Below are 22880 nucleotides of genomic sequence, written 5' to 3' on the forward strand. Positions count from 1 at the left end.
ATTAGCTGATTTCCAGGAAATTTAGGAGAAAAAACTATGTCCACTTTAAAAAAGCCAGATCTTAGCGATCCCGCTTTACGCGCTAAGTTGGCTCAAGGTATGGGTCACAACTACTATGGTGAACCTGCTTGGCCCAACGATTTGTTATATATATTCCCCGTAGTTATTTTAGGAACTATTGGTTTAACCGTAAGTTTAGCTGTCCTCGATCCTGCGTCGATTGGCGAACCTGCTAATCCTTTTGCTACTCCTTTGGAGATTTTACCTGAGTGGTACTTGTATCCTGTATTCCAAATTTTGCGTGTAGTTCCCAGTAAACTATTAGGGATTGCTGCTCAAACAGCGGTACCTTTAGGGTTGATGTTAATTCCTTTCATCGAAAACGTTAACAAGTTCCAAAATCCCTTCCGTCGCCCAGTAGCTACCAGCGTGTTTATATTTGGCACTTTGGTAACTATTTGGTTGGGTATTGGTGCGACCTATCCCATCGACGAATCCTTAACTTTAGGCTTGTTCTAAATCCTATTTATTTATAGGTTTGATTCGAGTTTTAGTTAAGTTTGCGAGATACAGTATTTCGTTATTCATCATTTTTGCTATGAGGAGTAATGATCGATTGTATCTCGCTGTTTAATTTAGTAACCCAATTTCTGAGAGATTGTCGTAACCTATAATTTATTGGTATCATGAATTGATTGAGGAGTTGATAGCCAAAGTTACACCTCTTCACCTGCATACATAATTAGAGAAGAAATGAAGTGGGAATAGCCCGCTTTTTTTGTTGTCTAAATTAAATAAACAATTCCAACTCAACCAGAGTTGGCTGACGACAACTTTTTCCTCAACATGACTCATCCTGTTGTTCCCCAAATTATTGAACTAGCATCTCCCCTAGCTGAAGAACTCAATTTAGAGCTAGTTGACGCGGTTTTTCAAACAAATAAAAACCCACCTATTTTAAGAATAGACGTTCGCAATCCTAATACAGACACTAGTTTAGAAAACTGTGAACAAATGAGTCGTATTTTAGAAGAAAAACTAGATCTTGCTGAAATTGTTCCTGGAGCTTATGTTTTAGAAATTTCTAGCCCTGGTATTTCTCGTACTTTAACCACAGAGCGAGAATTTATCGCCTTTAAAGGTTTTGCCGTCAAGATTAGTACTTTTGGTCCTTACAAAAATCACCAACAATGGCATGGAAGACTACAGCATCGAGACGAAACAGCAGTTCATATCAATAAAAAAGGAAAAGCGATCGCGATTCCCCGTAATTTAATTGCCAAAGTAGAGCTTGACGATGAATAGCTTAGCCAACTTTACCAATCTAGGTTAATTACAATCATAATCTTAATCTAAATTTTACTATTAGGAGTACAACAACATGACCTTAGTCAGTTTGCCTGGTCTGAGGGCAACAATCGCCGAAATCAGTCAACGATACAACTTGCCCGATAGTGCTGTTGAAGAAGCACTAAGAGAAGCTTTAGTTAAAGGCTACGAAAAGTTTCGCCGTTCTAAAAGCCGTGATGAAGAATTTAGTGAAGAATATTTTGAAAACTTTAATGTTCAGTTAGATACAGAAGACGAAGGGTTTCAAATTCTAACTACCAAAGTCATTGTTGACGTTAGTAAAGACCAAATTGAAGATCGGGATCATCAAATAGCTTTGAGTGAAGTACAAGAGCAGGTTGATGACTCAGAAATTCAGGTAGGAGATTCTGTATTAGTTGATGTAACTCCCGAACAGAAAGACTTTGGGCGCATGGCAGCAATTCAAACTAAACAAGTCCTGTTACAAAAATTACGGGATCAGCAAAGAAAACTTATTCAAGAAGAATTTGAAGATTTAGAAGATACAGTTTTACAGGCACGAGTAGTCCGTTTTGAACGTCAGTCAGCTATTGTTGCGGTTAGTAGCGGTTTAGGACAGCCAGAGGTAGAAGCTGAATTACCCAAAAGAGAACAACTGCCCAATGATACCTATCGTTCTAACACCACCTTCAAAGTCTATTTGAAAAAAGTTAGGGATACTCCTAATCGTGGTCCTCAGCTAATGGTTTCCAGAGCAACTGCGGGTTTAGTTGTCGAACTGTTTAGCAATGAAGTTCCCGAAATTGAAGAAGAAATTGTCCGTATTGTGGCTGTGGCAAGAGAAGCTCATCCTCCATCACGTCATGTTGGGGTACGTACCAAAATAGCTGTAGATACCTTAGAACAAGATGTCGATCCTGTGGGAGCTTGTATTGGTGCTAGAGGTTCAAGAATTCAGGCAGTAGTTAATGAGCTTAGAGGCGAAAAAATTGATGTAATTCGCTGGTCTCCTGACCCAGCTACCTATATTGCCAATTCTCTAAGTCCTGCCAGAGTAGATCAGGTAGTTTTAGCAAATACTGAAGAAAAGCAATCTGTGGTTTTGGTAGCTGAAGACCAACTAAGTTTGGCGATTGGTAAAGAAGGGCAAAATGTTCGTTTGGCAGCTAGACTTACGGGCTGGAAAATTGATATTAAAGATATTAATAAATTTGATGAGGAAGCTGAAATGGCAAAATGGGCTGCTCAGGCAGAAGCAGCTAAGGTAAGGGCAGCAGAACTTGTTGAAGAAGAAGAAATAGAGGAGGCAGAAGTAGAGGAGGCAGAATCTGACGTAGAAACAATCACTGAGTCAGCATCAGAAAAAGATTTAGCAACTCAACCAGCAGAAACAGAAATAGAACAAGAGAACTAGGTAATTTGTATTTATGCGGTCATAGTTATGGTTATAATTTATGACCGCGCAAAAAACTATACCCGTGCAATAGGCAAAAGCAAGAGTTTGAAGCAGATTAATTATCGTCGATGTGTTAGCTGCCGTCGAGTAGCACCCAAAGAATCATTTTGGCGAATAGTTCGCCTACAGCGAAACCATCAAATTCAGTTGGACAGAGGCATGGGGCGTTCAGCTTACCTCTGCTGCAATATTAAATGTTTAAATCAAGCTAAAATTAAAAACCGTTTGAGCAGTTCCCTAAGAACAAAAGTACCCGAAGGTATTTATCAAAAATTACAAGAACGTTTAAGCTGATAATATTAATATCAGATAATGTCAGAAAATAAATACCAAACTTTTTTCAACTTAAACTTAAAATCACCTAAACAATCTGATATTTTTCTCTAAAATAGAGCTATGAGGTAATTGCCGTTAAACTTAAAGACTTGTTCAATATCATTCTATAGTTTAAATTTAGATTTTATTTGATAGAGTCATAAAAGTTGGATTAGCAATCTTGGAAACATGAAAGACTACATGGATAAACAAATGGTCAAATAAACACAAACAGTTAACAGAGGGGCATAGTGGATGAACGGCAAAGTAAGAATATACGAACTATCGAAAGAATTAAATTTGGATAACAAAGACATTAAAGAAATTTGCGAACAGCTTAACATTGCAGTTAAAAGTCATAGCAGCACAATTACAGCATCTCAAGCAGAAAGAGTAAAAGCCATGGCTGCAAAATCCCCTCTCGCTGAAAAGACAACAAGCAGCCCAAAAAAAGAAGCAAAACCACCAAAAGCACCAGGAAAACGCAAGCAGCAAATCTTGGCTGTTCATCATAATAGAGGTGAAGCTCCTGCTTCCTTTCAAAATAATAATTCTAATGGTGGAACATCTTCAAAATTGGTATCTCCGCCCAGTAGACCAGCATCCCCAGCTTCCAAAACATCTCAATCAGAATCTTTGGTATCACCAAAACCTGCTCAATTTAGAGAGTCTGATTCCAATCGTCATGAGCTTAAACAATCTTCTCGAAGAGAACAGAATAACTCAGAGCCAGCTTCTAAACCAACAGCAGCTAAACCTCCTCGATTAGTTACGCCTCCTTCTCGCGCCCAGGAGAATAAGGCAAAGGCGAAAAGCTCTAGCTCAATTCCCTCACCTGTTAAGCCTAAAATAAAAATTACGGAGCAACCCCAAAATAAGCAAGAAGAAGAGAAAGAGAAAAAGAAAAAGGTTCTTCCTGCTCTGCCTAAGTTAAATCAAAGACCTCAAAAAGCGCAAGTAGCTAGCAAAGCCAAAACAACATCGGATGATGATCTTGATGATAGTCTGGCTATTGACTTGCCTGATGATAATGAGATCGATAATGACGAGATCATCAAAAAAACTGAAGTTAACAAGGTTACTAGACTCAAGCGTCCGACTCCTCCTCGCAAAGTAAAAGAATGGGAAAACGAAGAGGAGGATGAAGGAAAACAAAAGGCGGGCAAAGCAAAAGCTAGTAAAAAACGTCGTGGAATCAAACCTTTGTTGGATGATGATGACGATTTTGATTCTGATTCAAATACAGTTCAAGTTAATACAGCTTTTACTTTGTCTACGGCGCGTCCAGCCAAGCCAAAATCTATGCAGCAAGAACAGCCTGCTGCCAGCGTCAACAAAAAACCGCGCAAGCCATCATTTAAGACAGAGAAAACTCAAAAAACTGAACGTCAGTCGAAAAATAAAGCTGTTACGCCAACTTTACCTGAGTTAATTACTTTGTCCGATAATTTGACCGTCAGAGATCTATCTGAAAGACTTAATACCCCAGAAACGGACATTATTAGAAGCTTGTTCTTCAAAGGAATAGCGGTCAATATTACTCAAACTTTAGATTTAGAAACGGCTCGTACAGTAGCTGAGGAGTTGGGGGTAATTGTAGATACTCCTGAAGAAAAATCAGCAGCTACTAAAGATACAGAAATGTTAGATGCTAATGATTTAGAAAATCTTCAGCCTCGCCCACCTGTAGTTACAATCATGGGTCACGTAGATCACGGTAAAACTACTTTACTTGATTCAATTCGTAAAAGCAGCGTCGCTTCGGGAGAAGCAGGGGGAATTACCCAGCATATTGGTGCTTATCATGTTGATGTAGAACATAACGGTAGTAATCAGCAAATTGTCTTTTTGGATACTCCTGGTCATGAAGCCTTCACGGCAATGCGTGCTAGAGGCACAAGAGTGACGGATATAGCTGTTTTGGTAGTAGCTGCTGATGATGGAGTACAACCTCAAACAAAAGAAGCTATTAGCCATGCTAAAGCTGCTCAAGTGCCGCTCTTAGTAGCGATTAATAAAGTAGATAAGCCAGGATCTAACCCCGACAGAATTAAACAAGAACTAACAGAACAAGGATTAGTTTCTGAAGATTGGGGTGGTGACACCACTATGGTTGAGGTAAGCGCGCTTAAGGGAGACAACTTAGATGAACTACTAGAGATGATTCTTTTATTAGCTGAGGTTGAAGAGCTTTCGGCTAACCCAGACCGTCCTGCTAAAGGAACAGTTATTGAAGCTAATCTTGATCGCAATCGTGGTCCAGTTGCTACACTTCTAGTTCAAAATGGTACTCTGCGGGTAGGGGACAGCATTGTTGCTGGTTCTGTGTTTGGTAAAGTTAAAGCGATGGTTGATGACACAGGAAACAAAGTTGAAGCAGCAACGCCATCATTTGCTGTTGAAGTCTTAGGACTCAACGATGTTCCTGAAGCTGGAGATGAGTTTGATATTTACCCTAGTGAAAAAGAAGCAAGAGTAGTTGCTGACCAAAGAGCGATCTCCCAACGCGATACCAGACTACTACAGTCCTTATCATCTCGTCGGGTTAGTCTTAGTACTCTTTCCGCTCAAGCACAGGAAGGAGAGCTTAAAGAGCTAAACTTGATTATCAAAGCTGATGTTCAAGGTTCGGTAGAGGCTATTCAGGGTTCTTTACAACAGCTACCTCAAAATGAAGTTCAGATTCGGACTCTGATGGCATCTCCAGGAGAAGTAACTGAAACTGATGTAGATTTGGCAGCAGCCAGTGGCGCAGTCATTATTGGCTTTAATACTACCTTGGCTACAGGTTCAAGACAGGCAGCCGATAGAGAAGGGGTAGACATTCGCCAGTACGATATTATCTATAAGCTTTTAGATGATATTCAAGGGGCAATGGAAGGTCTGCTCGATCCAGAGGAGATTGAAGAAAGCCTAGGTCAAGTTGAAGTTCGTGCCGTATTCCCAGTTGGTCGTGGTGCTGTGGCTGGTTGTTATGTTTTATCTGGTAAAATCGTTCGTAACTGTAAAATCCGCGTTCGTCGTGGAGATAAAATAGTCCACGAAGGTGAATTGAATTCTCTCAAACGGATGAAGGATGACGTAAAAGAAGTTAATACTGGTTTTGAGTGTGGTATTGGCGCAAGCAAATTCTCTGACTGGAAAGAAGGAGATATTATCGAGGCTTATGAACTAGTCTTCAAACGCCGTACCTTAGCAACTAAATAAACACACTTCTTGTTAAAAGAAATAGAAGTTAAGCTTGATAGTAGAGGGAGTATGCTTCCTCTATTTTTTTGTCTGTACTTTGTTATTTCGAGTAAATACTGATTGATTTGATATTGCTAAATAGTTGTATATTTAAAGTTAGCGATCGCTAATTATGATTAAATGTTAAATGTCAAACGTTTACGTTCTGAACCTTTTATTTGGATTCATCTATCGGGAATAGTTCTTTTTCCTATTTTATTAGAAGTAGCTTGGATAGGCTTGTCGCTGGGCAATCGTTTTACTTACATATTAGAAATAGCTTTGCTGATTGGCAGCGGCGTTTTCCCTGTGCTGTTAATGCAGCTAATTCGCCCGTTTAACATTTTTAGTATTTTATTAGTGTCTTTAAAAGCCGAATGCCTAAGTGATGAGCAAAGACAAATACTGGCTTTGTTTAGAACTGCCAAGCAAAAATTTTTTAGCATGGTAACAGCAGGAATTATGATCCTAGTATTGTTGCTGCTCTATCGCTTATCTCCATTAGCTGTTGGTGTTGCTGACTTTTTACCTCAATGGCATATATTAGGCTTGGCGATCGCTATTGTGGCTTTTTTAGCGAGTAACCTGTTTTTACAAGTACCTTTAAGCGTTTTATTGGTTTTGCTGACCAAAAAATCAAAACTAGCTGAGATTGAACCATATCCTCTAGAAAAAATAAATGAGAGCTTTACCACACCTGGAATTAAGGTAAATAAAATACTTTGGTTTTTAGAACCTGCACTCGAAACTACAGATAATGCCTGAGTGTTCTTTAAAATTCTCAATTGTGTAATTTCAACTACAAACTCTTTTTGCGCTTGAGGTACGCTTATACTTATAGAGTAAGAAATATAATATCTTTACCCCATGGCAGATTCAGATATAGCAGTACAAAACGGCAGCAATCAAGATCAAGAAATCTGGAACAACCTTCAACAGGCGATCGCTAAAAGCTCTGGTTTTCAAAGCTGGAAACAAGAAAGAAATGTGAGCATCAATGAGAACTTAGATGTTCAAGTACGACGCTATCTAGAAGAAACTCTAGAAACTCTCGCTTACTAAACAATAGAATGATAAGGCTTTGATTGATTTTTGGCTTAATTTTTATAGGGACGTATAACCAATGCGTCCCTATTCTAGTTTTTAGCTAACAAATATCGCTATTCATATCTTTTACCATTGTGTTCAATCCATCCTCAAGGATGATTCCTGGCAGGATCGTGATGTGTCCAATGTATTACACCACCCTGAGCATTCCACTCATATTCACCCTTGAATATAACTAAATCGCCTTTTTGAAGCGAATTAATTCTGGGAGCAACGTCGATGTTGTGAGCAATTAATAAAGTTTTACCAGAACTTAGTTTAATAATAAATCTTTGGTGTCTACTACCATCTAGGTCGTCTGCAAGAATCTTGATTACAATCCCTTGACCTTTTACTTGAGCATTACTGTTTTGAGTTTTAAAAGCATTTCCTGATAGTTGCTTATTACCTTTAATTGACGGCGAAAGTTCTGCATTAGAAACTAGCGTCATTTTAGTAGATCCATCAGCCAATTCAATCAAAATAATTAAAATCAGCAGTTTGTGTAAAGACCTCATTTTCGTTCTGAAAAATACTATCTTAACTCTGCATTATCTAAAATAAGAGATCTACAATTTGGAAAGAGTGCGATCGCATTTTCCTCGATTATGATTAAGTTAGTTTAGCCAATCTAATGACTGATAAAATAAGAACTCTGCAAGCTTACTGAAGGAAATAACCATGCGACTAAACGAGATGCTGTTTGTAACACTGCGAGAAACACCAGCAGAGGCAGAAATACCCAGTCATCAATTGTTGCTTCGAGCTGGCTATATTCGTCGCATTGGTAGCGGTATCTACGCCTATATGCCCTTGATGTGGCGCGTGTTGCAAAAGGTGTCTCAAATTGTGCGAGAAGAAATGGATGCAACGGGGGCGCAGGAATGTTTATTACCTCAATTGCAGCCATCCCAGCTATGGCAAGAATCAGGACGCTGGGATACCTATACCAAAGCAGAAGGGATTATGTTTTCCCTCACAGATCGCAGTGACAGGGAGTTAGGTTTAGGTCCTACTCATGAAGAGGTGATCACGACTATTGCCCGTGAGACTATTCGTTCCTACCGTCAATTGCCTTTGAATTTATATCAAATTCAAACTAAATTCCGTGATGAAATTCGCCCTCGTTTCGGCTTGATGCGAGGCAGAGAATTTATTATGAAGGATGCCTATTCTTTCCATGCTGACGAAGCAAGTTTGAAGCAGACTTATCAAGCAATGGATCGAGCATATCGCCAGATTATGACTCGCTGTGGGTTGCAGTTTCGACCTGTAGACGCGGATTCTGGGGCAATTGGTGGTTCTGGTTCACAGGAATTTATGATCTTAGCAGAGGCGGGAGAAGATGAAATTCTCTACACCGAAGATGGCAAGTATGCAGCCAATACCGAAAAAGCAGTATCTCTTGTTCCAGATGTAGTCCCGTCGCCTTTTAATAGCTACGAAAAGTTGGCTACACCTGACACAGAAACGATCGCTAAATTAGCAGAGACGGTTAAATGTTCGCCGACGGTAATCGTTAAAAATGTTTTATACGAAGTTATTTATGATAACGGCATGACTGTATTAGTCTTAATTAATATTCGTGGCGATCGCGATATTAATGAAGTCAAACTAACTAATGAGTTAACCAAACTTGCGCCACAGTATAAAGCCAAGACAATTATTTCTCTTAGCGTACCCAATGCCACCGCCCAGAAGAAATGGGTAGCCAAACCTTTACCGTTAGGCTATATTGCACCCAATCTTGATGATGACTATATAAGTGCCTCGAAAAACGTAGCCAAAAAGTTTTTACGTCTGGCAGATCGAACCGTTATCGACGCTAAAAACTTTGTCACAGGAGCAAATGAAGTGGGCTATCACGTTGTTGGGGCAAACTGGGGCGATAATTTTAGCTTACCCGAACTTCAGGTAGATATTCAAAAGGCAAAGGCAGGCGATCGCGCCATTCACGATCCAAGTCAAACTTTAATGAGTGCGAGGGGCATTGAAGCGGGGCATATTTTCCAGCTAGGCACAAAATACTCCGAGGCGATGGGGGCAAACTTTACCAATGAACAGGGTAAAACAGAACCTCTATGGATGGGTTGTTATGGCATTGGTGTCTCGCGGTTGGCTCAAGCGGCAGTAGAACAATCTTATGATAAAGATGGTATTATTTGGCCCGTAGCGATCGCACCTTATCATGTAGTAGTGATCGTGCCTAATATCTCTGATCAAGAAAAAATGGCTGCGGGAGAAAAGCTGTATGAAGAGTTTAAGCAGGCTGGAGTAGAAGTCTTGTTAGATGATCGCCAAGAACGGGCAGGAGTTAAATTTAAAGATAGTGAACTAATTGGTATTCCCTATCGCGTGGTCACAGGGCGATCGCTAGCAGAAGGGAAAGTTGAGGTAGTTAAACGGGCTAATAGAGAATCTCAGGATCTACCTATTGAAGAAGTGGTGGCAACGGTTAAACAATGGATTAAGCAGAAAACCCACTGACATTATCTAAGGCAACGGCGTTACTTGATTGATAATTTTGCCAGTTGCCGAAATCTCTGATTGAATTTCACCTATATTTTCTGTTTTTGGTAATTCACTTATTTAAGGCTACTAGAATGTTATTCTACGAATTACTCAAGGAGATAACATTTTAGATAAAAGTTAATTGTCTCTTTCGCGCTCTTTTTTTTGCTTATCTAGTTTAAAAGTGGGAGGAACTACTGGTTCGGGTGCAAGTCTGATCCGCCAGATTTTAATTTCTCCTTGGGCAGTAGTATAGCTAGTCGTACCAGAGGGAATTTGTTTGGCGATCGCAATTGCTTCTTCTAAAGAACTATCAGAAGCTTCTCTAGCCTGGTCGAGAATTTCTGCTGACCAGTCCTCAACGCTAGGTATTACCTCATTCCCATAAGAGCTACTCCTAGGAACTTGTCTTATGACCCTAATTGCACTAGCTAGAGCTTCTGGTGTACCCCTATCTGCCAGGTCATAAGCTTCTTCTAGATATCTTTCCCCATCAATTTCCGCTTGCCAACGGGCAATTTTGCTTTGAGCATCTGGATATAAAGCCCTGCCCGAACTGATTCTTTGAGCCGTTCTAATCGCAGCAGTATAGTTATCATCATAGGCAAAAGCCTCAGCTTCATCGAGAATTGGCTGGTCTTTTATGCGCTCAATATTAGCTCGCCAAGTACGAACATTGTCCTGTGCTTCTTTATGCAAAGGGCTGTTACCAGAAATTAGATTAGCTTCAGCGATCGCTCTAGTCCAGGCATTAACATTATTACCGTAGGCTAATTCTTTAGCACGATTTAAAATTGGCTGATCTTCAATTGTCTGAATTTGTTTGCGCCATTGATTTATCTCTCCACTAGCTTCTTGATAACGAGGATTAGCATCAGGAATTAACCTAGCTTCGGTAATTGCCTTATTTAGAGCAGCTATAGTCCCAGTTCTAGCAAAATCCCTAGCTTTAGTAAGATGGCGTACATCGTCAATTTCTTTTTCCCAACGGCTAGCAAGTTTTTGCCCTAAATCGTAATATTCGCTTTTTTTGCCTAATTTATCTATTTCTTCGATTGCATCTTCAATGCCAAATACGGTATCTAGCTGCGCGCTAGAACCTGCGTTTGCCAAAATTTGCCAATCTTTGACTCGCTTTTGTAGCTTAAGGCTACGAGGAACACGACCAGTTATCCGTAGCAACTGTTGCCAATCTCGATCTTCAATTGACTGTTCAATAATAGCTACTAGTTTTTCTTTCCCTTGGGCAATAATTTCTTGAGCCTGATCGTAGGCATAGCTTTTACTATCAATATCGGCTGCCTTCTCAATTGCTAAGATCAAACCATCTATTTGACCGCTACTAATTTGAGCTTGGGCTTTATTTAAGCTAGCATTTTCTTCTTGAGCAATATTAATATTATTGATGCTTTCTTCATACTTAGTAGTTGCCCAATATTTATTAGGATTGTCGGTTAAAAGTACAGCAGCACTAAAAGCTCCGTTCCAATCAGCTTCTCGAAGTTTGTCTTCTACCTGCCTGTAGGTTTCTTCCCCGTCTGACCAAATAGATTTCCAAGTAGCAATTTTTTTGTCTACTAGTTTTTTGGCAGAGAGTCTGCTAGGAATTTTTTTTGCTGTGGCGATCGCCTGCTCTAATTTTCCCGCCTGGAATTCTTCTTCGCCGATAGCCAGAATAGAAGTTGCCCAACGGTTGATATTGCGATTTATTTCTGGTCTGAGAGGATGATTGTTTGGCAAAACTGCCACTAAATTAATTGCCGACAACAAGCCTTCAACATTCTTCTGTTCCGCAGCAGTTTGAGCGCAATAAAGGCGAATTGAAGCAGAGGCGAACGGCCAAAATACCTTGGAACAGCTTTGAGTTTTAGGTAATTTTAGCAACGTTGTCATTGCTCCATAACCTATCCCCCCAGAACATAATACTAAGACCAAGCCCCAAATTTGCCACATTTGCCACCAGGATCTTTTCTGTTTGCGTGTTGTAGTTGATTTTGTTCGCTCCGCAGCCGAGCCGATTGAAGAAGTTTGTGGAGTCACAGGAATTAAAAGATTTTTTTGGAGATTATTATCTTTACTAAAAGCTTGATTAGGATGTCGAGGCTTATCACTGTCAATTTTAGCGTCAGATTCATTTGACATTGCATCTAACCCTGATTTTTTTGGATCTTTATCTATCGCCATAAACTACCCGTTGTGATGCCAATAATAATCTGTTTGATTTATCTAATAAGGCGATCGGAGATTATTACCTTGTTTAAAAGACTTGTCTCCACTAACACCTTTGATTGAATCGTATCCCATCTTATCACCTGATTTTATTGCGTAAATAATACATATGTGTCTGTTTAACCAAGACTTGATTTAGTTGTGAATTTTGGACAATATAACAATATTTATACTATCAACTCTTGTCAAATACAAAGATGTTGCTTATGATAGAGGCTTCTTCCGCCAAGAAGAAGCCCTTAATTTGCCTTTTATACCTAGTTTAAATCTGCAAAATACTTTTTATTCTGCTCTTAAATCAGCAATCAACTGATTTAGTTGATTTTCATTTGCCTGATAAACTTCACCGCAGAATTGGCAGATTGCTTCTGCTCCCTCGTCTTTTTCAATCATATCTTGCAGTTCAGCCGATCCCAGCATTTTGAGCGCGCCTAAAACTCGTTCAAAAGAACAGCCGCAATTAAAACTTACGTCTTGAGATTCAGGAAAGATAAAGAGATCTAAATCTCCCAATAGCTCTTGCAAGATTGTTCTCAGACTTTTTCCTGCTAACAGCAAAGGCGTAAAACCTGATAGTTGAGATACGCGAGACTCTAGTAATTTAACTAACGATTGATCGCGGACAGCTTTAGGCATAATTTGTAATAGTATTCCTCCTGCTGCGGTAACTCCTCCTGCACCCACAAAAACCCCTACTAATAGAGCGGAGGGAGTTTGTTCTGAAGTTACTAAATAATTGGCTACATCTTCCCCAACCTCTCCTGACACTAGCTCGACTGTACTAGAATATGGTTGCCCATAGCCTAGATCTCGAACTACGTGCAGATAACCATTGTGACCAACTGCTCTACCCACATCTAACTTACCTCGGTCGTTAGGAGGAAGCTCGACTTGAGGATTTTGAACATAGCCTCTAACCGTGCCGTCTACTCCCGCATCAGCCAAAATAGTTCCTAGAGGACCATCTCCTTTTAGATGAATGTTAACCCTAGAGCCTTCTTTTTTCATATTGGAAGCTAACAATAATCCAGAAGCCATTGAGCGACCTAAAGCTGCTGTGGCAACATAAGAAAGCTTATGTCTGCGTCGTGCTTCTTCAGTAAGGTCTGTGGTGATAACGCCAACGGCTCTGATTCCTCCATCTGCTGCGATCGCTCGAATTAATTTATCTGTCATTGGTATTTGTATTTAGATATTTCCTATATATGCTTGTTGGTTATTCAAACATGATGTAAATCATTCTCTATCTCATACTGTACAAGTTAGAATTATATTAATGCTAGGCTAGTACCGCTTCGCTTAAGTAGTAAGTAGCAAGTTAGATATCGTCTGCGATTTGATATATTATTTTCTACCACTATATTAATTTAACTAACTTTTTAGTATTGTTACAGACTGTATTTTTCAGACTCTGAGATCTTCTGGGTAACTATACTGCCAACAGATTTTTATAATTTATGAACGTTCTATTTTTGTTTTTGCCTGGATTGTCTTATCAAGTGTAGATTTTGATACTCCTGGAATGGTAAGAATTATTCCTGCCAATACTACTGAAATTGACATTGTGTTTGAACTAATTAAAGATTTGCAACAAAGCGATCGCACCTTAAGATGCAAAGCAATTTGGGCAAAAAGGAGATTCGAGAGCAATAGAGCCTTTAGTCGAAGTTATGCTAGAAGCAAGCTCTTTTGGTAAAAGCTTGATTGTCAGCACGATTGCTCAGATTGCTCATCATCATATTGCACCAGTCAATGATACTTTATTTGCTTCTTTAAACGATAAAAATTCTGAAGTAAGAAAAGATGCTATTCACAATTTAGCTGCTTTACATAAATCTATCTCAGAAGTAAATAAACGCCTAACTAGTATGCTAAAAGACTCAGATCGCGAAGTACGCCAAATGGCTGAGTGGGCGTTAATAAGAATCAATTTAGCGTCTTCTCCAACTGCTCAAAACTATATTAATCATCAAGATAACCATGGCATTGCCTCTAGTAACGGCACATCTAACCATAATTAGATAATATGCAATCTCATTTTTAAATAAACATTCATAAAAATGTAATGCTTAAAATTTTATTTCTATCTACTTCCGTTGGTTCGTTAGGTTCAGGAGAAGGAGGGGGAGTAGAATTAACTGTGCAAAACTTGGCTCAAGAATTACGTCGTCGAGGACACCAGTTAGAAGTTGTTGCTCCTAATGGTTCTTGGTTAACTGACATTCCTGTTACCACCATAGAGGGAAATCTACAGATTCCTGTACAAACTCAAAGCCGAGATGTCCCAGTTTGTTTACCAGATAATTCGGTATTGGCGAATATGTGGTCATATGCCCGTCAAGTGCAGCATCAGTATGATTTACTAGTAAATTTTGCTTTTGATTGGCTACCCTTTTATTTAACCCCCTTTTTTGAGACTCCTATTGCTCATTTTATTAGTATGGGGTCAATGACGAAGGCAAGCGATCGCATTATGCAGCAGATAATTAAACAGTATCCTGGTACTTTTGGCGTATACACCCAATCTCAGGCAGATACTTTTCCTTTTGCCAAAGAATGTAAAATCCTTGGCAGTGCTATCGATTTATCTCTTTATAACTTTAACCCAAATCCCCAGGCAAGTTTAGCCTGGTTGGGACGTATTGCCCCCGAAAAAGCCCTAGAAGATGCAGTAGAAGCAGTAAATATTACGGGTATCCCCCTAAAAATATTTGGCAGAATCCAAAATCAGGAATACTGGCAAGAAATTTTAACTAATTTTCCGAATGCGCCCATAGAATATCAAGGGTTTTTAGCTACGGAAAAACTACAGCAAGAATTGGGCAAATGTCTGGCTTTACTCATGACACCACGCTGGATTGAAGCCTTTGGCAATGTTGCCATCGAAGCTCTTGCCTGTGGAGTCCCAGTTATCGCTTATCGTCGTGGAGGCCCTGCGGAGATAGTCAAGCAGGGTCAAACAGGCTTTTTAGTCGAGCCAGATAGCGTTACGGAATTAGTAGCAGCAATCAATAAAATTGGACAGATTGACCGCCAACTGTGCCGTAAGCAGGCAGAAGCAGAATATTCTCTAAAAGCATTGGGCGATCGCTTTGAGGCTTGGTTTACTAGCCTGATCTAATTAAAAAAAAATAGTTTTCAAATTAACTCAATATTTTCATACAGATCGGCAATTTCGTTCTTCTGAAAGTATTTCTTGGTCTAAATACTCTTCAGGGGTATAAATCTTCTTCTTAAGTGCCTGTGTCATTTCTTAGCTAAAGTTTTATTCTTGTTCTTTTTCTTCACCCTCTTCTAATTGAGGATTGTCCATCTCTTCTTTAAAACCACGAATTGTTTTACCTAGTGCGCTGCCGATTTCAGGAATTTTCTTGGGACCAAAAATTAGAATCGCTACTAGACCAATTACAGCTACTTCAGGTACACCTAAACCAAACATAATTAATCTCCTGCACTAAAATCTATTACGATTAATAGCTAAATACATCTATCAAGTCAGTCTCAGTATATCGTTAATTTTATAGACATCTGTGGCTGCTAATATTTATTTGCCTAGATCGAGCTTTTTTATAATCGTAATGTTAGAAACTTCTCAACCTTCACTGCGTCAAGAACAACATCCTTTAATCCATCGGCTTGCTGAACGAATTATAAATTCTTGGCAAAAGTATTTAGATTTATCAGTTTATGCTTTGCCTGAGGGATTAGGATACGTAGAAGGTAAATTGGAAGGAGAAAGACTACGGATTGAAAATCGCTGTTATCAAACTCCTCAATTTCGCAAAATGCACCTGGAATTAGCCAAGGTTGGTAAAAACCTAGATATTCTCCATTGTGTAATGTTTCCTCGTCCCGAATATCCTCTACCGATTTTTGGCTGTGATATTGTGGCAGGTAGAGGAGGAATTAGTGCCGCGATCGCTGATTTGTCTCCCACTAGCCCCGAAAAAACTTTATCTGCTGGCTATACCGAGTCTCTTTTGGCACTACCAAAGTTTGAATTTGCCGAAGCAAGAGAATTACCCCCCTGGGCTGATATTTTCTCCGATTTCTGTCTGTTTGTTCGCCCCCACAATGCTGAAGAAGAACAAGAGTTTTTGGATTTAGCCTCTAGCTATCTGCGTATACACTGCAAACAAGCAGTAAAGTCTAATTCTGTATCTCTTCCCCAACAAGAACTATATTTAGCTGGACAAAGGTATTACTGCACCAAGCAGCAGCAAAACGATAAAACTCGTCGTGTTCTAGAAAAAGCTTTTGGCGAGGAATGGGCAGAAAATTATATGACTTCGGTATTATTTGATGTGCCTGAAGCCATAAGTGAACCAGAAGCTTCTGTAACTACCGAAAAAGCAAATTTATAATAGTTGCAGCTAGTATCCTATATCCCTAAAGGAATTTTTAGAGGCTGTTGATTAACTAAAAATCAAGTGCTTTTTTTGCTCTAGCCCATTTAAATTAAGTGTTTAAGTAGTAATATATTTGACAACGTTTCCTAAAACAGCGTAGTATAATATTAACTAATCAATCGCCTGGCTGTTGAAAGCTGCGGTTTGATAAGCAATTTGAACGTAGAGAAAAGTTTGACTTTATATGGAAATACTGTCCCTTTCTCTCGTACTAGCATTGGTAACAATCTATGACCTAGCTGTAAACAGCGAGTGTTAAGCAAGGTTCTAGCTCTGCTTGTATTTTGAAGCGATCGCAATTCAATCGGGAAAAGAAAAAGAGAGATGAAATAGTTTGCTTCAATGTACTTCTTTTCCTTCACTACAATTATGCTCGGCATGATTGATAATTTTTACGGCACTGACTTAATTTTAGACGGTGCTTTTTTTATTGCAGAAATATTTTGTAATTTTTAAGATGATGGTTACAATTTTGAAGACACTATAGAAGCGCGATCGCTCTTATTTTATCTGCCTAATTGCTCTTTAATAACGTCAATTAGACTAGAACCTCCCCAGACAACGGCAATCAAAATTGAAGTAGAAATAGCCCCTGCTACAGCACAGATAATTAAACCCAATAAGCCGATCGCACCATCATCTTCTACTAAGCCAAAACCAGTTACAAAAATACCCATCGCTGGTAGGGTATTTGTCCCTGGAATAGGAATCATCATCGAAATAGACATTAAGGCGATCGCAATTCCCAAGATTACTCTACCAGGTAAACTAGTGCAAAGGGAGCTAAGACGGGGTTTAGTTATCGCTTCAATTCTCTCCAACCAAGGAATACCCTTTTTAATAAATCCTTGAACACTCTTAAGGGACATTGAACCATTCATGATTTTAGCAGGCAGCCAAGGGCGATCGCGACCTATAATTAGCTGTATTGCCAAGAAAAACATCGCAATGCCAAAAGGAATCGAGTATCCAGGGGCAGGAATTGGCAAAGCAGAAGGTAAAGCCAAAACTACAAATAAAAACCCAAATATTCTTTCCCCTGCCAAGGTTAAAATATCTGATAAAGTTACCTTTTCTTCCCTTGCTTCTTCAAAAAAGTAGCGATTTAATTCCACAGAAAGTTTAGCCATTTGCTCCCACACTTTAGATAAATATAATTGTTTAGATAATACCAAGATCGAACTACTGGCAATTATAAAAACTTAAGCAAGATAAAACCCAGGGACAGCACCGCTAAAAATCCCCAAGCTACCTAACAAAATATTTTTAAAACTAACTTTCAATAGTAATTGAAAAAAACAAAAAAAAGGTGAGCCTAACCCACCTTAATCTAAAATTATTGTTTAGTACTTTTAGTACTTGTAGCTGTCTGTTTTAAACGGGCCATTTACAGGCACTTTAATGTACTTAGCTTGTTCTTCAGTTAATTGAGTAATTACACCGTCAAACCCTGCAACCATGTAACGGGCTACTTCCTCGTCTAAATGCTTAGGTAAAACTTCTACTGTAATCGCACTTGCTTGTTCTTCGGCAGATTTATCGGCAAACTTGCGCTCGTATAATAACATTTGCGCTAATACCTGGTTCGCAAAAGAACCATCCATAATTCTCGAAGGATGTCCTGTAGCATTACCTAAGTTAACTAAACGTCCCTCTGACAATAGAAGTAAGAAGTCTTGAGGGTCATTACTGCGATAAACTTGGTGGACTTGGGGTTTAACTTCTTCCCAACGCCATTCTTTACGCATAAAAGCAGTATCGATCTCGTTGTCGAAGTGACCAATGTTACAAACTACTGCACCTGGTTTTAAACATGACAACATATAAGCATTACAAACATTATAGTTACCAGTTGCGGTAACAACCATGTCAAGAGAACCTAATAGTTCTTTGTTGATGCTGTTGATTGTGCCATCGTTTTTGCCATCAATAAAAGGAGATACTAATTCATAGCCATCCATACAGGCTTGCATAGCGCAAATCGGATCTACTTCGGCAACTTTAACAATCATGCCTTCTTGTCGTAGGGAAGCAACAGAACCTTTACCAACATCACCGTAGCCAATGACCAAAGCTTTTTTACCAGCCATTAGGTGATCGAGACCACGTTTGATGGCATCATTTAGACTATGACGACAACCATACTTGTTATCGTTTTTAGTTTTTGTTACCGCATCATTAACGTTAACTGCAGGAATTTTTAATTCGCCATTTTCCAGCATTTCCCAAAGACGATGAACACCAGTGGTGGTTTCTTCGGTAACACCATGAATGCTATCGAGCATTTGAGGATACTTTTGGTGGATGTGACCAGTAAGATCGCCACCATCATCTAAAATCATGTTGGCATCCCAAAGATCGCCTTCTGCATTGTGGCAAGTTTGCTCGATACACCAGATATATTCTTCTTCTGTTTCGCCTTTCCATGCGTATACAGGGATTCCCGCAGCAGCGATCGCAGCTGCAGCGTGGTCTTGTGTAGAGAAAATATTACAAGAAGACCAACGAACTTCTGCACCCAATTCGATTAAGGTTTCAATTAAAACCGCCGTCTGAATTGTCATATGAATACAGCCAATGATTTTCGCACCCTGTAGAGGCTTGCTTTCGCTGTATTTAGCGCGAATTGTCATTAAGGCTGGCATTTCACCTTCAGCAATAGATATTTCTTTACGTCCCCATTCTGCCAGAGTAATGTCCGCTACTTTATAGTCTTGTTTGTTCGTCTTTTCCTTGGTAATAACTTGTGTATTCATAGATTAGTTGTAAATTAAAGTGATAATTGTCAGGTATTTGTGTTGCAGTTTGCTGACCCAAATGGCTATCAGCAATATTATATTGTTTAGCAAAGCCTGCTTGATCCTATCTCAATACAGTTGACTTAGCAGTAAATCGCCTTATCTATAGCAAATATAACAGTAAACATTAAATGTGTTCTTTTGATTCTAATGATTTGAGTTGATTACCAATCACTAATAAATCTTCAAAGTAGTATCATCTAATGGTAAATATTTTTCTTAAGTAATATAACACAGTTATTTAACTGATGTTTGATGTCAAACATTAGAAACTGTGGTCATTTAAGGGAAAGGATGCTTTTGAGCGAGGAAGTGCGCGGGAGCATCGCTTTTTAAACTTCTTGAAGTAAAAAAAATTTATTCTTTCAGTTAGCCGAGTTTTCAATTGTTCGGGGGTTGAATTTTCAAAAAAAATTATTTGTAAACTGTTTATGGGTAGTATTACTACAAAAAGATTCAAGTATTCACTGTTAAAAATTCAGATCGTGATCATCAAAAAAACTTATCTCAGTAAACTTTTCAGTAGCGCAGTTTTTGCATATAAAAAAGCATTTCCTCACCGAAGGCGGCGGACGAAGCGTCCGCGGCAGCATATTCCACTCTCGCGGTGGGGGTCTCCCCCATAAGCGACTGAATCAACAAAGGCTTAAGCCGCATGTAGCGCTCGCCATAATCGCGCTCGCCATTTTATTAACTAACTTTGCTTACACTCCTATTGCTTTAGCTCAAGATAATCTTCCAACTTACTACCGAGAAAAAGTAATTCATAATCCTGGCGGTATTGGTAAATACTATATGGGTCGTGAAATTGCTCAGGTAATGGGACATCAGGCGATGATGTGGTTAGAAAGAGATAGCAGGGAAACAGAAGAACGACCAACCACCACTGTACAGCAGCTAGAGTTAAAACCAGATGATGTGGTGGCAGATATTGGTGCGGGGACTGGTTACTTTAGCTTTCGCATGGCTGAAAAAGTGCCAAAGGGAAAGGTTTATGCGGTGGATATTCAGCCAGAAATGTTAGATGCAGTTAATTTTCTCAAGGAAGAAAATAACATTGCCAACGTAGAGACTATTCTAGGAAAAGAAGACAATCCTAATTTACCCCCAGCTAGCATTGATTTAGCTTTTATGGTAGATGCTTATCATGAATTTGCCTATCCCAGAGAAATGATGGCAGGGATATATCAGGCACTAAAACCAGGAGGCAGAGTTGTATTGCTTGAATACCGTAAAGAAAACCCGCTGATTATGATCAAGCCTCTCCATAAAATGACTCAAAAGCAGGTAAAAAAAGAATTACAAGCAGTTGGCTTAAAATGGCAGACAACCAAAGAATTTTTGCCAGAACAACATTTTTTAGTATTCAATAAGCCTGTTTAATTTCATTTATATTCTTTCAAGGCATCTTCAACTGGCATTAATTACTAGGGATTCAATTATAAACTCTAACTGTTGAATAAAAAAAGAGACACACCGTGATAGGTGTGTCTCTTTTGACTTAAAGTCTCAGTTTAATTCTCTTTAACTGCTTAAACTATTTAGTTTCCGAAAACTCGGCATCGATTACATCATCGCCACTATTGCTAGAACCACCGCCATCAGCTTGGTCTACAGGAGGTTCTTCTCCTGGGGCTTCACCCGCTGCTGCATCTGCTGCACCTTCACCTTGTTGGTAGATGCTGCTACCGATGCTGTAGAGAGTTTGCTGTAGTTCGGGCAGAAGAGTTTTGATTTTCTCATCGTCTTCTGAAGCGACAGCTTCTTTCAGGTCTTTAATTAGACCTTCAGCTTTAGTTTTGTCATCAGCAGATACCTTGTCACCTAGTTCGGTAAGCTGTTTCTCTGCTTGATATACCAAGGAGTCAGCCTGGTTTTTGCGGTCAATCGCTTCGCGACGTTCTTTGTCAGCAGAAGCATTAGACTCTGCTTCTTGTACCATGCGATCAACTTCATCATCAGGAAGAGTTGATGCACCAGTGATACTGATAGACTGCTCTTTGCCTGTACCTTTATCTTTGGCAGTTACGTTTAAAATACCGTTAGCGTCGATATCAAAAGTAACCTCAATTTGAGGTACACCACGAGGTGCGGGAGGAATGCCGTCTAAGCGGAACGTTCCCAAACTCTTATTATCTTTCCCAAATTCTCTTTCTCCTTGCAGAACATGAATTTCTACATTAGTTTGACCGTCAACGGCGGTAGAGAAGGTTTCTGATTTCTTGGTAGGAATAGTAGTGTTACGAGGAATAATCTTAGTCATTACCCCACCCAAGGTTTCTACACCCAGAGAAAGAGGAGTAACGTCTAGAAGTAAGATATCTTTAACTTCCCCAGCCAAAACACCAGCTTGAATAGCTGCACCGACTGCCACTACTTCATCAGGGTTTACAGTTTGATTGGGATCTTTACCTAAAACTCGTTTGGTAACATCAACGATCGAGGGAATACGGGTTGAACCACCCACCATTACTATTTCATCGATCGCTTCTTTGGCTAGCTTAGAATCTTTGAGAGCCTGCTCAACAGGAATGCGACAGCGATCGATTAGATCGGAACATAACTCTTCAAACTTAGCTCTAGTTAAAGAAACGTCAAGGTGCTTGGGACCATCCTGAGTTGCGGTAATAAAAGGAAGGTTGATATCAGTTTGAGTCGCGCTAGAAAGTTCAATCTTGGCTTTCTCCGCTGCTTCAGTAAGACGCTGTAAAGCCTGATTGTCTTTACGGAGGTCAATACCTTCGTTTTTCTGAAATTCCCCTGCTAGATAGTCAACGATCTTTTTATCAAAGTCATCACCACCTAGATGAGTATCACCAGCGGTAGCCAAAACTTCAAATACGCCGTCCCCTACTTCTAGAATCGAAACGTCAAATGTACCACCACCTAAGTCAAAGACGAGGATAGTTTCATTATCTTTTTTATCTAGACCATAAGCCAAAGAGGCTGCGGTAGGTTCGTTAATAATCCGCAACACCTCTACCCCAGCGATTTTACCAGCGTCTTTAGTTGCCTGACGCTGAGAATCATTGAAGTAGGCAGGAACAGTAATAACTGCTTGAGTTACCTTTTCTCCCAGATATTTACTAGCATCTTCAACTAGTTTACGTAATACTTGAGCCGAAATTTCTTCTGGTGCAAACTGCTTATCTTGTGCAGGACAGTTTAACTTAACATTACCATTGCTATCTTTGACTACATCGTAGGCAACCTCTTTAGTTTCGTTAGTTACTTCATCAGACCGGCGACCAATAAAGCGCTTAACTGAATAAAAAGTGTTACCAGTGTTCATCACAGCCTGGCGTTTCGCAATCTGACCAACTAGAAGATCGCCATTTTTTGCGTAAGCGACAACTGAGGGAGTAGTTCTAAAACCTTCCGCGTTAGCGATAACCGTGGGTTTTCCCCCTTCCATCACTGCTACACAAGAGTTAGTAGTTCCTAAGTCAATACCAACAACTTTTGCCATACTTTAAGCAATACTCCGAATTTAACAACAAAAACTAAAATTTTTTTTGAGGCAGTGCAATAATATAC

Annotated in this window: 19 protein-coding genes; 12 read left to right on the forward strand and 7 right to left on the reverse strand. The window is 39.5% G+C overall.

Features of this window, described 5'->3' with window-relative positions:
• Positions 1-36: 36 nt before the first annotated feature.
• The 7 genes from petD to SLP02_RS13460 all read left to right on the forward strand — a co-directional run bounded on the left by petD (position 37) and on the right by SLP02_RS13460 (position 7372).
• The gene (petD, locus tag SLP02_RS13430; protein ID WP_319421158.1) at positions 37-519 is read left to right on the forward strand and encodes a cytochrome b6-f complex subunit IV; all 483 of its coding nucleotides are present in this window, start codon (positions 37-39) and stop codon (positions 517-519) included.
• Between the two features lie 327 nt (positions 520-846).
• The gene (gene rimP / locus SLP02_RS13435) at positions 847-1305 is read left to right on the forward strand and encodes a ribosome maturation factor RimP (RefSeq protein WP_413467375.1); all 459 of its coding nucleotides are present in this window, start codon (positions 847-849) and stop codon (positions 1303-1305) included.
• A gap of 76 nt (positions 1306-1381) precedes the next feature.
• A complete protein-coding gene (gene nusA, locus SLP02_RS13440; RefSeq protein ID WP_319421160.1) occupies positions 1382-2725 on the forward strand; it encodes a transcription termination factor NusA in 1344 nt (447 codons plus the stop codon).
• Between the two features lie 87 nt (positions 2726-2812).
• On the forward strand, positions 2813-3061 hold the full coding sequence (locus SLP02_RS13445) for a YlxR family protein (protein WP_319421161.1): 249 nt from the start codon (positions 2813-2815) through the stop codon (positions 3059-3061).
• A gap of 276 nt (positions 3062-3337) precedes the next feature.
• Positions 3338-6289, forward strand: coding sequence for a translation initiation factor IF-2 (infB, locus tag SLP02_RS13450; protein WP_319421162.1), 2952 nt, complete (start codon positions 3338-3340; stop codon positions 6287-6289).
• Positions 6290-6451: 162 nt separating this feature from the next.
• Positions 6452-7075, forward strand: a complete 624-nt coding sequence (locus tag SLP02_RS13455; protein ID WP_319421163.1) for a low-complexity tail membrane protein — start codon at positions 6452-6454, stop codon at positions 7073-7075.
• A gap of 102 nt (positions 7076-7177) precedes the next feature.
• Entirely contained in the window at positions 7178-7372 is a 195-nt protein-coding gene (locus SLP02_RS13460) for a hypothetical protein (RefSeq protein ID WP_319421164.1), read from the forward strand.
• A gap of 134 nt (positions 7373-7506) precedes the next feature.
• Here the strand turns inward: SLP02_RS13460 and SLP02_RS13465 are convergent, their stop codons facing one another.
• The gene (locus SLP02_RS13465; RefSeq protein WP_319421165.1) at positions 7507-7914 is read right to left on the reverse strand and encodes a DUF3465 domain-containing protein; all 408 of its coding nucleotides are present in this window, start codon (positions 7912-7914) and stop codon (positions 7507-7509) included.
• A gap of 163 nt (positions 7915-8077) precedes the next feature.
• Between SLP02_RS13465 and proS the strand changes: the two genes are divergently transcribed.
• Entirely contained in the window at positions 8078-9883 is a 1806-nt protein-coding gene (gene proS / locus SLP02_RS13470) for a proline--tRNA ligase (protein ID WP_319421166.1), read from the forward strand.
• 162 nt (positions 9884-10045) lie between these two features.
• Here proS and SLP02_RS13475 read toward each other — a convergent pair whose 3' ends face one another.
• Positions 10046-12091: a chromosome segregation ATPase gene (locus SLP02_RS13475; RefSeq protein ID WP_319421167.1), complete on the reverse strand. Its 2046-nt coding sequence runs from the start codon at positions 12089-12091 to the stop codon at positions 10046-10048.
• Between the two features lie 327 nt (positions 12092-12418).
• Positions 12419-13312 carry an Hsp33 family molecular chaperone HslO gene (gene hslO / locus SLP02_RS13480; protein ID WP_319421168.1) on the reverse strand — a complete coding sequence of 298 codons (894 nt, stop codon included), beginning with the start codon at positions 13310-13312 and terminating at the stop codon, positions 12419-12421.
• 494 nt (positions 13313-13806) lie between these two features.
• On the opposite strand from hslO, the gene SLP02_RS13485 reads away from it, so the two are divergent.
• Positions 13807-14157: a HEAT repeat domain-containing protein gene (locus tag SLP02_RS13485; protein ID WP_319421169.1), complete on the forward strand. Its 351-nt coding sequence runs from the start codon at positions 13807-13809 to the stop codon at positions 14155-14157.
• A 44-nt stretch (positions 14158-14201) separates the two neighbouring features.
• Complete coding sequence (locus SLP02_RS13490; protein WP_319421170.1) at positions 14202-15257, forward strand: glycosyltransferase family 4 protein; 1056 nt, start codon at positions 14202-14204, stop codon at positions 15255-15257.
• Between the two features lie 144 nt (positions 15258-15401).
• Here SLP02_RS13490 and tatA read toward each other — a convergent pair whose 3' ends face one another.
• Positions 15402-15575, reverse strand: a complete 174-nt coding sequence (gene tatA, locus SLP02_RS13495) for a twin-arginine translocase TatA/TatE family subunit (protein WP_319421171.1) — start codon at positions 15573-15575, stop codon at positions 15402-15404.
• 139 nt (positions 15576-15714) lie between these two features.
• On the opposite strand from tatA, the gene SLP02_RS13500 reads away from it, so the two are divergent.
• Positions 15715-16500, forward strand: coding sequence for a phycocyanobilin:ferredoxin oxidoreductase (locus SLP02_RS13500; RefSeq protein WP_319421172.1), 786 nt, complete (start codon positions 15715-15717; stop codon positions 16498-16500).
• Positions 16501-17051: 551 nt separating this feature from the next.
• Here the strand turns inward: SLP02_RS13500 and SLP02_RS13505 are convergent.
• Both SLP02_RS13505 and ahcY read right to left on the reverse strand, forming a co-directional pair.
• A complete protein-coding gene (locus SLP02_RS13505) occupies positions 17052-17675 on the reverse strand; it encodes an exopolysaccharide biosynthesis protein (RefSeq protein WP_319421173.1) in 624 nt (207 codons plus the stop codon).
• A 222-nt stretch (positions 17676-17897) separates the two neighbouring features.
• The gene (gene ahcY, locus SLP02_RS13510) at positions 17898-19301 is read right to left on the reverse strand and encodes an adenosylhomocysteinase (RefSeq protein WP_319421174.1); all 1404 of its coding nucleotides are present in this window, start codon (positions 19299-19301) and stop codon (positions 17898-17900) included.
• 672 nt (positions 19302-19973) lie between these two features.
• Between ahcY and SLP02_RS13515 the strand changes: the two genes are divergently transcribed.
• A complete protein-coding gene (locus SLP02_RS13515; protein WP_413467376.1) occupies positions 19974-20726 on the forward strand; it encodes a class I SAM-dependent methyltransferase in 753 nt (250 codons plus the stop codon).
• A 154-nt stretch (positions 20727-20880) separates the two neighbouring features.
• Here the strand turns inward: SLP02_RS13515 and dnaK are convergent, their stop codons facing one another.
• Positions 20881-22812: a molecular chaperone DnaK gene (gene dnaK / locus SLP02_RS13520; RefSeq protein ID WP_319421176.1), complete on the reverse strand. Its 1932-nt coding sequence runs from the start codon at positions 22810-22812 to the stop codon at positions 20881-20883.
• Positions 22813-22880 lie beyond the last annotated feature (68 nt).

Source organism: Pleurocapsa sp. FMAR1 (assembly GCF_963665995.1).
Lineage (GTDB): Bacteria > Cyanobacteriota > Cyanobacteriia > Cyanobacteriales > Xenococcaceae > Waterburya.

Bases quoted from the DNA above. Each gene is read 5' to 3' on its own strand.
- SLP02_RS13460 (WP_319421164.1), top strand. From the start codon at position 7,178: ATGGCAGATTCAGATATAGCAGTACAAAACGGCAGCAATCAAGATCAA.
- SLP02_RS13465 (WP_319421165.1), bottom strand. From the start codon at position 7,914: ATGAGGTCTTTACACAAACTGCTGATTTTAATTATTTTGATTGAATTG.
- tatA (WP_319421171.1), bottom strand. From the start codon at position 15,575: ATGTTTGGTTTAGGTGTACCTGAAGTAGCTGTAATTGGTCTAGTAGCG.
- SLP02_RS13485 (WP_319421169.1), top strand. From the start codon at position 13,807: ATGCTAGAAGCAAGCTCTTTTGGTAAAAGCTTGATTGTCAGCACGATT.
- nusA (WP_319421160.1), top strand. From the start codon at position 1,382: ATGACCTTAGTCAGTTTGCCTGGTCTGAGGGCAACAATCGCCGAAATC.
- rimP (WP_413467375.1), top strand. From the start codon at position 847: ATGACTCATCCTGTTGTTCCCCAAATTATTGAACTAGCATCTCCCCTA.
- SLP02_RS13475 (WP_319421167.1), bottom strand. From the start codon at position 12,091: ATGGCGATAGATAAAGATCCAAAAAAATCAGGGTTAGATGCAATGTCA.
- SLP02_RS13455 (WP_319421163.1), top strand. From the start codon at position 6,452: ATGTTAAATGTCAAACGTTTACGTTCTGAACCTTTTATTTGGATTCAT.
- infB (WP_319421162.1), top strand. From the start codon at position 3,338: ATGAACGGCAAAGTAAGAATATACGAACTATCGAAAGAATTAAATTTG.
- SLP02_RS13490 (WP_319421170.1), top strand. From the start codon at position 14,202: ATGCTTAAAATTTTATTTCTATCTACTTCCGTTGGTTCGTTAGGTTCA.
- hslO (WP_319421168.1), bottom strand. From the start codon at position 13,312: ATGACAGATAAATTAATTCGAGCGATCGCAGCAGATGGAGGAATCAGA.
- SLP02_RS13500 (WP_319421172.1), top strand. From the start codon at position 15,715: ATGTTAGAAACTTCTCAACCTTCACTGCGTCAAGAACAACATCCTTTA.
- SLP02_RS13505 (WP_319421173.1), bottom strand. From the start codon at position 17,675: ATGGCTAAACTTTCTGTGGAATTAAATCGCTACTTTTTTGAAGAAGCA.
- proS (WP_319421166.1), top strand. From the start codon at position 8,078: ATGCGACTAAACGAGATGCTGTTTGTAACACTGCGAGAAACACCAGCA.
- dnaK (WP_319421176.1), bottom strand. From the start codon at position 22,812: ATGGCAAAAGTTGTTGGTATTGACTTAGGAACTACTAACTCTTGTGTA.
- petD (WP_319421158.1), top strand. From the start codon at position 37: ATGTCCACTTTAAAAAAGCCAGATCTTAGCGATCCCGCTTTACGCGCT.
- ahcY (WP_319421174.1), bottom strand. From the start codon at position 19,301: ATGAATACACAAGTTATTACCAAGGAAAAGACGAACAAACAAGACTAT.